At 34.8% G+C, this 13,276-nt stretch carries 19 protein-coding genes and 5 pseudogenes; 8 read left to right on the top strand and 16 right to left on the bottom strand.

Translation table 11 applies throughout. The features are described from left to right. Positions 1-217: 217 nt before the first annotated feature. The gene (locus ARADI_RS11345; RefSeq protein ID WP_182853222.1) at positions 218-382 is read right to left on the bottom strand and encodes a hypothetical protein; all 165 of its coding nucleotides are present in this window, start codon (positions 380-382) and stop codon (positions 218-220) included. Positions 383-556: 174 nt separating this feature from the next. Here ARADI_RS11345 and ARADI_RS11340 point away from each other — a divergent pair, with 174 nt between their 5' ends. The 6 genes and pseudogenes from ARADI_RS11340 (at position 557) to ARADI_RS11315 (ending at position 3,133) form a co-directional block, all read left to right on the top strand. Continuing rightward, positions 557-904 (top strand): hypothetical protein, encoded by a 348-nt coding sequence (locus tag ARADI_RS11340; RefSeq protein WP_119712118.1) that lies wholly within the window; start codon positions 557-559, stop codon positions 902-904. Between the two features lie 213 nt (positions 905-1,117). Continuing rightward, positions 1,118-1,402, top strand: a complete 285-nt coding sequence (locus tag ARADI_RS11335) for a hypothetical protein (RefSeq protein ID WP_119712117.1) — start codon at positions 1,118-1,120, stop codon at positions 1,400-1,402. Positions 1,403-1,529: 127 nt separating this feature from the next. Further along, a complete protein-coding gene (locus tag ARADI_RS11330; RefSeq protein WP_238149412.1) occupies positions 1,530-2,204 on the top strand; it encodes a histidine kinase dimerization/phospho-acceptor domain-containing protein in 675 nt (224 codons plus the stop codon). Between the two features lie 15 nt (positions 2,205-2,219). Beyond that, a pseudogene (locus ARADI_RS11325) lies at positions 2,220-2,651 on the top strand (ATP-binding protein); the annotation flags it as partial. A 3-nt stretch (positions 2,652-2,654) separates the two neighbouring features. Then, positions 2,655-2,924: a response regulator gene (locus tag ARADI_RS11320; RefSeq protein WP_119712114.1), complete on the top strand. Its 270-nt coding sequence runs from the start codon at positions 2,655-2,657 to the stop codon at positions 2,922-2,924. Between the two features lie 56 nt (positions 2,925-2,980). Beyond that, positions 2,981-3,133, top strand: coding sequence for a hypothetical protein (locus ARADI_RS11315; protein ID WP_182853220.1), 153 nt, complete (start codon positions 2,981-2,983; stop codon positions 3,131-3,133). A gap of 246 nt (positions 3,134-3,379) precedes the next feature. Here ARADI_RS11315 and ARADI_RS11310 read toward each other — a convergent pair whose 3' ends face one another. The 7 genes and pseudogenes from ARADI_RS11310 to sctR all read right to left on the bottom strand — a co-directional run bounded on the left by ARADI_RS11310 (position 3,380) and on the right by sctR (position 6,874). Next, complete coding sequence (locus ARADI_RS11310; RefSeq protein ID WP_202864209.1) at positions 3,380-3,802, bottom strand: LuxR C-terminal-related transcriptional regulator; 423 nt, start codon at positions 3,800-3,802, stop codon at positions 3,380-3,382. Further along, a complete protein-coding gene (locus ARADI_RS11305; protein ID WP_202864208.1) occupies positions 3,789-3,986 on the bottom strand; it encodes a response regulator transcription factor in 198 nt (65 codons plus the stop codon). Before ARADI_RS11305 ends, ARADI_RS11310 begins: the two co-directional genes overlap by 14 nt. An 84-nt stretch (positions 3,987-4,070) precedes the next feature. Further along, positions 4,071-4,451 (bottom strand): annotated as a pseudogene (locus ARADI_RS19910) (EscU/YscU/HrcU family type III secretion system export apparatus switch protein). Next, positions 4,441-5,223: pseudogene (locus ARADI_RS19905) on the bottom strand (EscU/YscU/HrcU family type III secretion system export apparatus switch protein). Before ARADI_RS19905 ends, ARADI_RS19910 begins: the two co-directional pseudogenes overlap by 11 nt. A gap of 5 nt (positions 5,224-5,228) precedes the next feature. After that, a pseudogene (gene sctT / locus ARADI_RS11280) lies at positions 5,229-5,951 on the bottom strand (type III secretion system export apparatus subunit SctT). A gap of 72 nt (positions 5,952-6,023) precedes the next feature. Then, positions 6,024-6,284 carry an EscS/YscS/HrcS family type III secretion system export apparatus protein gene (locus ARADI_RS11275; RefSeq protein ID WP_119712113.1) on the bottom strand — a complete coding sequence of 87 codons (261 nt, stop codon included), beginning with the start codon at positions 6,282-6,284 and terminating at the stop codon, positions 6,024-6,026. Continuing rightward, a pseudogene (gene sctR, locus ARADI_RS11270) lies at positions 6,281-6,874 on the bottom strand (type III secretion system export apparatus subunit SctR). The gene ARADI_RS11275 and the pseudogene sctR overlap by 4 nt, the downstream one beginning before the upstream one ends. 705 nt (positions 6,875-7,579) lie before the next feature. Here sctR and ARADI_RS11265 point away from each other — a divergent pair. Both ARADI_RS11265 and ARADI_RS11260 read left to right on the top strand, forming a co-directional pair. Continuing rightward, positions 7,580-7,852 (top strand): hypothetical protein, encoded by a 273-nt coding sequence (locus tag ARADI_RS11265; protein WP_119712112.1) that lies wholly within the window; start codon positions 7,580-7,582, stop codon positions 7,850-7,852. Positions 7,853-7,989: 137 nt separating this feature from the next. Next, a complete protein-coding gene (locus ARADI_RS11260) occupies positions 7,990-8,436 on the top strand; it encodes a hypothetical protein (protein ID WP_119712111.1) in 447 nt (148 codons plus the stop codon). 650 nt (positions 8,437-9,086) lie between these two features. Here the strand turns inward: ARADI_RS11260 and ARADI_RS11255 are convergent. From ARADI_RS11255 to ARADI_RS11220, 8 genes are all read right to left on the bottom strand, one after another. Beyond that, positions 9,087-9,239, bottom strand: a complete 153-nt coding sequence (locus ARADI_RS11255; protein ID WP_182853219.1) for a hypothetical protein — start codon at positions 9,237-9,239, stop codon at positions 9,087-9,089. A 115-nt stretch (positions 9,240-9,354) separates the two neighbouring features. Beyond that, positions 9,355-9,612 (bottom strand): response regulator, encoded by a 258-nt coding sequence (locus ARADI_RS11250; protein ID WP_238149410.1) that lies wholly within the window; start codon positions 9,610-9,612, stop codon positions 9,355-9,357. 25 nt (positions 9,613-9,637) lie between these two features. Continuing rightward, positions 9,638-10,501, bottom strand: coding sequence for a sensor histidine kinase (locus tag ARADI_RS11245; RefSeq protein WP_119712109.1), 864 nt, complete (start codon positions 10,499-10,501; stop codon positions 9,638-9,640). A 93-nt stretch (positions 10,502-10,594) separates the two neighbouring features. Beyond that, the gene (locus tag ARADI_RS11240) at positions 10,595-11,278 is read right to left on the bottom strand and encodes a PAS domain-containing protein (protein WP_119712108.1); all 684 of its coding nucleotides are present in this window, start codon (positions 11,276-11,278) and stop codon (positions 10,595-10,597) included. 75 nt (positions 11,279-11,353) lie between these two features. Continuing rightward, positions 11,354-11,554: a type 2 periplasmic-binding domain-containing protein gene (locus ARADI_RS11235; RefSeq protein ID WP_182853218.1), complete on the bottom strand. Its 201-nt coding sequence runs from the start codon at positions 11,552-11,554 to the stop codon at positions 11,354-11,356. Then, entirely contained in the window at positions 11,551-11,985 is a 435-nt protein-coding gene (locus ARADI_RS11230) for a hypothetical protein (protein WP_119712106.1), read from the bottom strand. Before ARADI_RS11230 ends, ARADI_RS11235 begins: the two co-directional genes overlap by 4 nt. A gap of 183 nt (positions 11,986-12,168) precedes the next feature. Continuing rightward, a complete protein-coding gene (locus ARADI_RS11225; protein ID WP_119712105.1) occupies positions 12,169-12,618 on the bottom strand; it encodes a type 2 periplasmic-binding domain-containing protein in 450 nt (149 codons plus the stop codon). Then, positions 12,615-13,241, bottom strand: coding sequence for a response regulator (locus tag ARADI_RS11220; protein WP_119712104.1), 627 nt, complete (start codon positions 13,239-13,241; stop codon positions 12,615-12,617). The genes ARADI_RS11225 and ARADI_RS11220 overlap by 4 nt, the downstream gene beginning before the upstream one ends. Positions 13,242-13,276 lie beyond the last annotated feature (35 nt).

Genomic DNA, 13,276 nt, shown 5'->3' with positions numbered 1-13,276 from the left:
GATGCCACAGGTTGACACAAACCTTCTTCCAAAAATTTAGCGAATGCCAGATGACTACAAATAGATTGAATAAGGAGATTATCATCAATATATTTATCCTAAGCTTGCCAGAGCACCCAATAAGAGTGTCGATAATCTAGCCCCATATTCCTTCCTTTTGGGCAGCAAACAAGCGCTAAACTTGCTTGTTGATACCAAATTTTGCTGTCGGGCGATATTATCTGAACACCAACTGTGGCACCAAAAGAAGATGATAACCAATTTGCATTTCTCCCGCACAAATTGCGTTCCGATCGCTTTCTTTTTTTTCAACAACTTCAAACAATCCAGTTGCTGTAAATCTTTTTATCATCGTCTTGTCACCTTTTTTATCTGTTAACAAGTATGAGTAATACAATATCTTTGGCGTATCGGGTAAATACCTTAATCTCATAGTTACCTAAGCAGATTAAAAATAAATAGAGAAATTAGAGTAGATTCTTAACCACAATTTGCGTTATTGTTAATAAATTGTATGTGTGTCTATGTGCATACGTTCTAGGATAAGAGAGTAATTATGAATACACGTTGGTGTTCATCCTTAGTGACTAAACTCACCTTTGCCTTTATTTTGGTACTCATTAGTTTATCGATACTTATTGAAATAAATTTTTATAACAATATTTATAGTGGTGCCATACAACATATTCTTATGACCTATCACCAAACGAGTGAAATTCGGGCTCATTTGAATCGCAAACTATTTCAACAGTCAATTACTGACATTCAGCAATTGGAACGCCGTATTAGTAAATCCCAGTTTGAATGCCTACATTTTACAGACAAACATGAACTAGTTGCCCGCCAAATTAATATTGGCAGTCATCCGATGGAAACAAATATGACTAATCTATGGGCGCTATAAACTTTTGGCACGTCAGGTCAACAAAGATATATTGATACATTTATTATTAAACCCGGTAAGAATATTGCTATTTATGCGCTATCCACTATAGAACGTAATAATTTAACCAAACGAATAGCTGAAATAACCGCATTAGCCAAGCAACCAACAACAGATGGTTTTCGTTGGAATGAGCCATTTTACAATACCATTAGCAAACGTGCATATTTGCTGATGAGTTACACGCCGCCATCGCAAAAATCTAATCATCAACAAGTCGGCTTTATGATTGATATCAATGATATGTTATATGTTTCTAATATTTATCATGCCAGTGATATCAACTTTTTCCTTACCCCCAAAGGCGTTCTATCATTCAACGATGAGTTAAATATTTCTAAAAATGAGATGGCCGATATTAAAATGTTAATACCAACTTATACTCATCTTTTAGGATCGCCTTTATGGGATCGATATTGGCAATTATTACGCTATTTCAGAACAAATCGATGGCCCTAATTGGCAGCAAATCACATTAATACCGGAGGATCGTATTAAGCAAATTACATATACTCTTTTTCTCCATGAATTGAAATGGTCATTGTTATCATTTGCTATTATGACTATTGTAATATTGTGAATTTTGTTGCAGTACCTGGCAAAACCGATTCGCAATTTTGTTAATATTATTAAACAAGATGTTCAGCCGACCTTTAATCGCCGTTTACCTGAGTCACATAAAAATGAACTTGGTTATATTGCTCGCGCTTATAATACGTTACTTGATACTATCAAACATAATTATGATGAATTAGAAAATAAAGTTGCAATTCGAACCATTGAACTGACTGAAGCCAAACAATTGGCCGAGCGAGCTACAGCGCGCAAAAGTGAGAATTTTACCATTATCAGCCATGAACTACGTACACCACTTAACGGCATCACAGGATCGTTAGAATTACTGCAAACTACGCCGTTTTCCGAAAAACAAGCTAACTTACGTAATACCGCCTATACCTGTGCTAAATCGTTGCTCAGTATTATTAACAATATCTTAGATTTTTCTCGTATTGAAGCCGATCAGGTTGAACTAACTCTTCGCCGCTACCCGATCCTAAAAATTGTCGACGATGCAATGGTCACCATTCAGCCCCATTTAATAGATAAACCGTTTAAATTACACTGCATAGTCAATAATGATGTGCCAGAATCTTCCAATTTAGATTCATTAAGAGTGCAGCAAGTTTTAGTTAATCTTCTGGGAAATGCGGCAAAATTTACTGAACAAAGGCATATCAAACTGACGATTAAAGTAGAATAAAATCAGCTCTGTTTATATATAAAAGATACCGGCCCGGGGATAAAAGAAGAGGATCAGGCCTGTATATTCCAACCTTTTGTGCAGTCATCACATTCTAAAGTTGATACAGGGCTTGGTCTTTCCTTTTCTGAAAAAATCGCCATTATTATGGGTGGCAATATTACCCTGAAGAGTGATTATGGCTATGGCTCTACATTCATATTTCGTATGCCTTTACTCGAACCAAGTTCACCCATGTGTTTACAACTAGAACCTATCGCGGCACCACATAAACTACATGCACAAATTGCTTTGTGGGATGGTAGAACTAAGGAAGGAAAAAATCCATTACTTGAAAATGAAGAGTTAACCTACTTGCCATGGCGATTATGGAAGCAGCTATATGAAATTCAGCATGGTATTTCTCTGCCCTCTTTATCAATGCTATTTAAAACAATAATACCCTAGAAGCTGAAAATATTTTTAGTCGATGATGTTGCCACTAACCGTGACATTATTAGCCAAATGCTAATTGAACTTGGCCAAATGGTTTATACTGCGGACAGTGGTAGAGCAGCGCTTAATCTAGGTAAAAAACATATTTTTGATTTGGTATTAATGGATATACGGATACCCGATATTTATGGCATAAAAGTAATGTCATTCTGGATACTGAATGCCCAATTGTTGCACTTACCGCTAACGCTAATCCAAGCGAAGATGAAAAAACCATATCATTAATGAACGGCTATTTGACTAAACGCGTGTCACTCGAGCAATTAGCTTAATGTATTGAGATGGCAGTCGAAATTCAGATCGATCGTGATATGCAACCTGAAGTTAACTGCGATAATGCTGAACCAATCATGAAATCTTCTGAAGACGGGTTTAATCAACGGCTAGCTCAGCACTTTTCTGATATGATCAAACGTACTCAACATTGCTTATAAACACATAATTGGGAAGTTCTACGAAACATTTTACATAACATAATAAAAGGTAGCGCAGCCCTTAACGGTTTTGAAAACATATCAAAAACTGTAGCAGAATTAGAAAAACGTCTCGAATCACAAGGACATTTTTCTAGCGATGAACTTGAGGTGTTATTAATCGCACTAGAATATAATCACTTACTAATTCATCACGGCCCGTAACAGGGCCAAGCTGTTAAAATCCCATTCTGTGCGCCCATTTCATCAAATCTGCTCTACATTATGCGCATCGAGTTTCCTCATAATATTCATTCGATGAGTTTCGACTGTTTTCAAGCCGATTACTAATGCTTCAGCAATATCACGATTACGCCCGCCGTCAAAAATAAGTTTAAGCACCTGTTTTTCCCTATGGGTTGTTAATACCGGAATATCTCCATTTTCAACCCCTTGTAACACAACAATTTTTGCTGCATCCAAATTAGGATCGATGAAAAACTTACCTCTACCGACACTTTTAATTGCTGCTATCAGTGTACTTTTAGAGCCATGTTTTAATACATAACCATTAGCGCCAGCATCAAGGACATCACGTGCTTTCCGTTTTTCTTCGGAAGCAGTCAATACAATTACCATTAATTTTGGCCAACGTTTTCTTAATTGGCGAATAGCTTCAACGCCACTCATGCCAGGGTAAACTAAGATCCATTATCACTAAGTCTGGCTGTAATTTTAAACATGCATCATACACACCAAGACTATCAGTAACAAATCCAACTAATTCCAGATCGGAGTAGGGGGTAAGACAGCTTTTTAAGCCATCAAAGATCAAGTCATGATTATCCACCAGAACGATCTTGATTCGTTTCAAATCCCCAGTAATCATTTAACTTCGCCATCTTGGTTTTTGTCACGCTTGATACTCTAAATTCATAACCTCAAGCGATGGAGGAAACTACTTTAACAAGTAAAAACAATACAACTTATTATTCATTATAGTGCTTATCATTTTTACAACTAAGAGATTGATAAGTTTCAATTTTTTATAAACAATTAATAAATCATTGCTATCGTAACGAAGATCCATTACTAAACGCAATAGCTCTGCAACCAGTTCAAACAAGCTCTCAGGGATTATTTGCTCTCTTTCTACTTGTTGAAATAGCGCACGAGCTAATGGTATATTCTCAACCATTGGAATACCTGCTTTTTCAGCGAGTTTCACAATATGCAAAGCAATATTATCTTAAAATTTTTCAACAACTTGAGGTAATGGAGTAATGCCAGATTGGTAATAAAGACAAACGACAATATGGGTTGGATTACTAACAATCACTGTCGATTTTTCTTACATTCGCAACCACTGAATTACTCGTTATTTCTCGTTGTATTTCACGACGCTTTTGCTTAATTTGAGGATTACCTTCTCTATCTTTAAACTCTCTCTTTGTATCCTCCTTCGACATTTTTAACTCTTTCATAACATGATAATATTGAAATCCGTAATCTGCTATGGCAAATACAATATAATAAACTAAGAATCCTCCCTATAACCATTGAATTAACGTAAACATTACCATTACACCACAGTCAGTACCACAAGTTGGCAAGTATTGAAATAGGTTTACATAATAATCTAATAAATAATAAAAAACTAATGTGAGCACAATAACCTTTAAAATATTCTTTCCAAACTCAAATAGATTTTTCATCGAAAAAATCTGTTTAGCATTTTTGATTATATTCATCTTATTAAAACTAAATGCCAAACTTTTATGCGCCCAAATTGGTCCAGTTTGAACTATACAGCTTAAGCAGGTTGTGACAATTAATACCACCACCAGACCAACCATAAAACGCAATAACAACATGATAAAGGAACCAATAATTGTTTTAGCAGCAATATCGATCGGTAAGGAAAGTGAGCGCACAGTTAAAATAACCAATTCGCCAATCGCATTAAATAAAGCATGCCCTTCAACAATTAAATAACCGAGAATGACTGCCATTTTTAATACTGTCACTATTTCATTACTTTTAATGACTTGTCCTTTTTTACGTACCTCATTCATCCGCTTTTGTGTAGGCTTTTCCGTTTTTTCAGCCATTAATATCATCCTCGCCAAAGTTGGAATAAAGTTGAAATTTGTTTTTCAAATAGTTGGATCTTCATAAAATAGTGATCAAAAGCAAAATACATACTCACCAAAAGAAGAAACACAGATAATACACTTTTAATTGGCATAGATAGAAAAAATACATTAAGTGCTCTACCGAACGATTAATCAATCCTAATGCAACATCAACTAAAATCATTACCACTATGGCTGGCATTGCAAAACTCATACAGAGTTGTAACATCATATGCCACTGTTGTTGAATGAATAGCAACATTGAAGCATTAAATGATAACGGTGCATTTGGCGGTAATACATTATAGGAATGGTAAAACGCGGTAAGTAATGCATTGAAACCACCGGAAACCAAAAACAAGACACTCAATATTTGGGTAAATAACATGCCAAAAATTGAAGATTGTAACCCTATTAAAGGATTTAAGATGGTTGACATCGAGGCACCCCCGCAACGTGTCAATAATAAATCCTGTCATATCAATAGCCCAAAAAGGAATAGCTGCATAAAAACCAAGCACTAATCCAATAAGCAATTCTTCACTGTATAGAAACACTATCTCTTTCACAGTCCGATGGGTGAAATCGATCAGCATAATCTTGATTATCGGAGCGATGGGCAAAGCAAACGCTAATACCAAGCTGTTACGAATCAAGCTACTACCCATTGCTCCCCCCTTTAAACAGTGCAATAATAGTAACATTCCTAGAGGTCGTCACATCATGCTCAATGCCAACCAAGGCACCATTTGCATTAGACTATTCATCTAACCCTCTTATTTACCTATTTGATCAAAAGATAAAATAGCGTAGTTAAGCAGCGCACTCCCCATCCAGTGATAACTCACCGCAAAGGTAATACACACAGCCACTAATTTAATCAGAAATTGCAATGTCTGGTCTTGGATTTGTGTGAGCGCTTGTAATATACTCACTAATAGCCCAGTGACTGATGCTACTATTACAATAGGTAATGAAAGCAGCAGCAAAATCCATAACAACTCCGAAGTAAAATGAATTATGGTGGACTCATTCATGAAAAAGACACCATCAATTGACCAATAAGTTTGTCCCAGCCGCTCATCAAAATAAAAATTAATAATTTAAAAGGAAGCGCTATCGCCATTGGCGAAACCATCATCATTCCCATTGCTAATGAAATATTAGAAACAATAAAATCGATCGCAACAAACGGGAGATAAATCAAAAAACCAATTTTAAAGGCTGCAATAAGTTGACTCATGGTAAATGCAGGAACCATGACTAATAAAGAGTCAGGAGATAATGAAGTTTGATATTGTTTAGGCCAAATTTTATAGCCTATTTGAGTAAAAAATTTAATTTATTCTTCGCTGGTATTTTTTTTCAAAAAATCTTTATATGGCGCAATAACTAATGAATTTATTTGTTCCAAAGAATCAACAGAATTCCAATCAATCGGCTGGGCTTTAATATTATTATGAATTGCAAAACCAACTGGTGCCATCGTAAATAAAGTCAATATTAATGCCAAACTATAAATAGCCATATTAGGCGGAATTTACTGTATGCCTAACGCATTGCGTAACATTGATAAAACAATCGAAATTTTTAAAAACGAAGTTCCCATTACCAAAAACAAAGGCATTATGGATAAACAAAAAAGCACTACAATTAATTACATCGGATTATTAAATAACGACATAGTACCTCCACTAACTCTATAGAAATAGAGTATCCATGGTACGATGAAGCGAAAATATCCGGTAAATACCTAATGACAGTTAAAGAAAAAATAACTGTTTTATAAAATTTTTGAAACTATTTTCCTCAATGAATGATAATTATTTACCATGATTTATTTAAAATGATATATATTTTTCATTAAGTTTTAAAAAAAATACTAGTTATGAACATTAAAGTCAAAATATATTTTATTAAATAACAAAAAAATATATTTTAAGTTTATTTTTAACATAAATATAAAATTTATTTTCTGTAACAAAATGAAATTGCAGCTTATTTTAAAATAAAGTTCCTTATAAGCTTGTAGTCAATTTTTATTATTTTCGCATTTCTAAACACAACCATTTAATTTTTTTTGATCAGAACGCTATTTTATATTGTTAATTTGTTATAAATAATAAAGTTGTTTTACTGAAAGCGCCTTTATCATTATAAAAATGATATTAAAAGCATTGATATTTGATGCAAATGCTTACTTAATCTATTTCAACAAAATTTTTCTCTATTTTTATCTTTGAAATGAAATTTCATAAAATATCAGTAGTTTACTAGATATAACTGTATAAATTCAGCTACTAACTTCACTTTACTATACCATGGAGTAAAGTTGTTTATTACAAAAAAAAAACAAATTATAACTAAGGAAATTATAATGTCATTTATTTTTTCAACACCAAATAATCCCTTAGCAATAAATTACTTCAGACTTAATACAGTTAAAGAAACTAAAGAAAAGTCATTAAAATACAAAGAGAAAATTAATATTTATAAAAAAAGCAATAAATCTATCAATAATATTAATCTAATCACGATTGATACAGATAATGCATTTAAGGGATTTTTAAAATTAGAACAATCTGTTTTAAAAAAAATAAATTAAAATTATCCGGACAAACTGAAACAGTTGTTATCAATAACATACTGACTGATCAAATAAATATTTCAGACAACAATCAAATCGAAGAAATAGCAAAACTGGATGCTGAAATCACGCTACAGTATGCTAACTTTTAAAGTTTGACCAACTTAGCTTCGTTATCAGAAGAACTGGCTAATATATATCATCAGATATATTTACAAAAGGCCAGAGAGATAAAAAAAGTAGAAGACATTAAATTAGAAGCAACAAGAGAAAAGCGAAATATTAATGAACTAAAAAACCATTTACAAAAACTACATAGTTATAATAGAAAATTACAAGGAATAATTATTCATAATTTGGAGCTATTACCGACCCCATTAGGGAAAACATTACCGTTATTAACTAATAAAAATGCAACTGCCATTATTAAAGATGGTATTATAGAGGCAAGTCGCCCACCTAAAAATATACTTACTCGATTAACTAAACTCATTTTTCCCAAGTGGTATGAGCAGCAGCAAAAAGAGATATTGAGCTATGAAATGAAAGTCAGGAAATTGCATAATTTAGTTTTACGTCTGCAAAAAATAAAAGGCTTCTAAGATGTTGCTGGCACTGCTTGGTTACACGAAATGGTGTGCCAACTATTTCTGCAAGCAACCTCAAAGCCTTATCCATTTGATCCGTTAAAATTGCTTTCACCTGAACATCGCTTGTGATGCCAAAAATTGAAAATATTGGGAATTACATCCTAATTATCGTGAACATGAACATCTAAATAAGTAGGACTACAAACATTCTGTGTTAATACAAAATTTATTGAAGATTTTTAAAATTGGCGGATATCCCAACTCAACCCAGAATGAGATATCTCATCGAAAATAATAGATCAGGCAAAAGTAACTCTAGTCTAATTATTCAATAGCAAAATCCAATATTGTGTTAATAGAACTGATGATGAGCAAAATAACTTAGCATTTAACAGTCTTGATAGTTAAAAATGCTAATTGAAATGGATGCAAAACATAATAGAACAGGGGAAATTTAATATTTTCCCTGTTGTTATTAATTGAATAATTAAGCAGCATGAATAAATAATTTAATACCGCCTATCTTCATACAATTACAGCTATTATTCCGTTAATATCATTTTATGATCAGATGACTCTTTGGCCAGATCATTATTATCATTTAAACGTCCATTAACTGCCGCCCGAAAAATATCGGTATAGTAGAATAGTGTTTCTAAGGTTTAGCTATCACCACAAAATCCGCCTTTTTCAATCCGCCAACAAGCACGTAAAGCGGGTTGATAGCATAATAAAGCAAATATACCTTTCATTCGATGCAACTGTAGCGAAAGCGCTTCCTTATCAATCGACGTTGATCTTATATTATCCAGCATGGCCAGATCTTGTTCTATTTCTTACAAAATTATTGCTTGTAATAATTGATATTCTTTCTGTTTATCACCACTAGCCAAGGCACTAATACCATCAAAACAGAGTTCATTTTGTGAATTAATCAACTGGATAATAGCGAGCAATTCCCGACAGTAAATGATCCTGTGTTAAAGGTTTAACTAATACACCATCCCATACCGGCAGCAAGACACAATGATAGCTCTGAACTAAATACATTTGCGTACAGCCCAAAATAACTTGGGGCGGTAAGTTACGTTGCGCTGACGAGGTTTTCAATACCCTTATCAATTCATAGTCATTCATAACTGGCATCTGACAATCCGTTAATACAATATCAAAATAATTTTCTTCCACCAGAGTTAATGCTTTCTCTGCACATTCAGCAATGGTTACCCGATGTTTGGAAGAAGCCAGTTATAGAGATAACACTTGCAAATTGGCTGGTAGGTTCATCCACTAATAAGATATTGAGTGGTTCCGGCTGGATAATATGAGTAGGAGATACTTCTTCTTGCAGCTCACTTCGCTTTAACGGTAAATACATATGTGCCAGCGTGCCACTACCAGGAGCCGCTTCTAACGTGAGGATTCCATCCATCAGCGCCATTAATTGTATAGATATTGGTAATCCTAATCTTGTTCCCCTTGAATCCGCTTCCGCTTGTATATAAGGCTGTAAAATTTCACTATACATATGTTTTGGAATACCACAGCCCATATCCTGCACATACAAAGAGAGCATTTGCGTTTCACTATTGATCGAGCGTTGGATAACTACCCTTAATGTAATGAAACCCTCATCAGTAAATTTAACCTCATTACTGAGTAAATTGTTGATCACTTGAGTAATACGCGTCGCATCAAGTAGATCATAATTTTGTTTTGGGATAGTTAATTCAAGGTTGAAACCTAACCCTTTATCCTGTGCAATTGCACAAAAAGGTTCTGCACATTGTTCCAATAAGGCATACAATCCAACCGACTGTAAATTCAATGTTACCTTACCAGATTCAATACGCGTGAAATCCAAAGCATCACCGATCACATCCAGTAAAGAGTTTGCTGCTCGACTGGCAGTATGCAAAGGAACATTTTCTGGTAGTTGTCTGACTTCTAATTCCAATATACCAATAATGACATATAATGCAGTGCAGATCTCATGGCTAATATACGCTAAAAAAGTCGATTTTTCATTACTCGCTCGTTTCGCCTTATCACGTTCTGTTCGTAATTCTCGCGACAATAATTTTCGCTCGGTAATATGAAACCAACCGCCAATGATACCCTGAACAATTCCTTCTGCATCACGGTAATGTTCTAGCCATAGGTAAACTTCTCACGTTTGGCCTTGAACAGAAATAGAACAATCAGAAAAATAGGCGGGAGCACCTGACAAGCAGCTGAGAAACTGGGTAAATATCTCTATTTCATCATCTGGTTGAAAAAAACCTTGTGAAAATAGAGAATGGCCAATGATCCTCTCGCGCGGCAAGTCACCCATCTCATGTAAAAACCATGGATTAGCAGCTGTAATATTCATGATTGGATCATAGACAAACATCGGTGCAGGGATCGTATTGAACAAAGTTTCCCACAAATACGCTAATGAGTTCTGTAACGCTGTTTTTGCCGCTTTACGCTGCCTGATTTGACGTGTTAACCAACTACCCAAAAATATTAAAGTAATCGAGATCACTGATAACACACTACTCCAAAGAATAATCCAAGAAGAAAGATGTAATACACTATATGAAGTAAAAAAAGTGACCGGCGATAACCATTTTTGATGAAAATAACGCAGATCTTTTGGCGACAACGCATCAATTCCTTTATTCAGAATATTAACTAATGGTACATAATCCTTAATTACTGCATACCTGGCAGGAAAGAAATCCCTATTAAGGGGATGTATTAAAATGCTATCACCATAACGGCTTGATTGTAGATAATTGGCACTGACAAAATCCATATTGTCAACTTCAATCAATTCAATATCTGGCTCATGTTTAAATTCTGACAATAAGATGTGACCACTTACTACCACAACTTTACGATATTATCTAACACTGCATCTGCCGTGCCCGCTAATACCATTTCAATGGCCTTGGCGTAATTGTTGGAAATTTTTTGATGCATTACGATAATTCCCTGTGATCATTCCCCATTCGAAAGAACTATAAGGATGAGAAAATAGTAACCATTTTTGACGTTGTTCATTACTCACTAATGACAGCGCCATCTGAGCCTTACCTTGCTGCAAATAATCAATAATGCCGGCCGTATTATCGACGGTCACAAGATTAAAATGGATACCGGTTTTTCCCCGACCAAGCGTAAAATATCGATATTCATGCCAATGATTTGACCATTAGCATTCTCAAAGGAATATGGCGGCGCATTGTATTTTACCACAACATTAACAACCGGGTGCTGCGACAGCCAATTCTTTTCCTCTAGTGAAAAATTAATATTTTCACTGCTCATTATGGGAACAACACCGGCAATCCAACGTTCATAAACAACATTTTTAATGGTTTTATATAATTCGTTTAGTGTACGATCAATATTCTCCATTCGCGGATCATGTACTCGAAATACAAAATTATTTTCCAACATGCTGGAACAATCAACATGATGCCAAACTAAGGAACTCGGCAACGAACGAAAAGTAAACTGATAAGCTATTTGCGCTTGCCCACTAATAAAACCATCGACCTTATCATCCAATATTAACCGTAACGCCTCTTATGCCGATTCCACAACAACAACTTAACGATATGATTGACGAATTTTAGCCAATAGTTCCGGCGGTTCACTATGAGCAACCAATACACCTAATTCTTCAGCATTATAATAGGCTTTCTCTTTCTTTACCAACATTACCAGCGGTTGAATTAATATTGGCTTACTTTAATTTTTTCTTTGTACTGTTGCTGTTAATGCTGCCGAGGTTTGGGCTAATAATTGAATATATCCTTCATTTAGTGCATTTCTCGCCTGCTGGTAATTATCGAATATACGTATCTTTATCGGTATTTTTAATAGTCTGGATAATACACTAAGATAATCTGCACAAATTCCTTCTATCTTGCCATCCCACCGATAAATGATTAAAGGTTCACTAGTACAACGGACAATACCTACTATAATAGCCGTTGATTTATCTGCAAAGTTATCGACAAAATTCACTTTAGGCAAGAATAATCGTTGCACTATATTAGAGTAATAACCAATCTCTATCCCTTCAGCGGGAATTGTCACTTGCGATGAATCATTACACAGTGACTGACCAAATGCAGGTAAAGCAAAAAACCAATACCATCCTCCAAATAAGAGAGCTATCCTTTTTCGTATGCTCACCCACTGAGCCCCACCTGTTGCAAATAATTATATAAAGCCACATCATTTGGAATATTAAGCTTCTTCATGACACTCTGTTTTTGTGAACTAATAGTTTGCTTAGTGCGAAACACCTTGGTCGCAATATCATTAACGGTTAATCCTTTTGCCAGTAAACGAATCACTTCTAACTCTTTAGGCGTTAATATACGAGCGAGTTGATCGATAGAGGAACTGAGAAAGTCAGAGCTAATATAAGGCTGTTCTTGGCCTGCAGTATTATAAAGTCCTTTTTCTAGTTCGCTCGCTAAACTGCTTTTATTCAGGATGGGTTTGACATTGTAACGCGACAGCATACTGATTATATTGGATTCATTAACCATCGTGATCAACACGATAAGTAAAGTTGGCCAATTTTTGCGGATATAACTTATCATACGTAAACCATCCATATCCTTGTGGCCCGGCATAATAAAATCAGTTATCAACATATCTAACGGTTTAGTTTGCAACAAAGATAACAACCCACTGACATGATGTGCCTCACCAACAATCTGATAATTTTCTGGCATACCGGAAAGAACCATACGTAATCCCAGTAAAAACACGGGATGATCATCAGCAATAATAATTTTTTTACTCATAGATCCCTCAGATTATTTTTAACGTGAAATTTCAT

The organism is Arsenophonus endosymbiont of Aleurodicus floccissimus (assembly GCF_900343025.1).
Lineage (GTDB): Bacteria > Pseudomonadota > Gammaproteobacteria > Enterobacterales > Enterobacteriaceae > Arsenophonus.
Note: the sequence above shows the minus strand (reverse complement) of the source record. Positions and strands in the feature narration are given on the sequence as shown.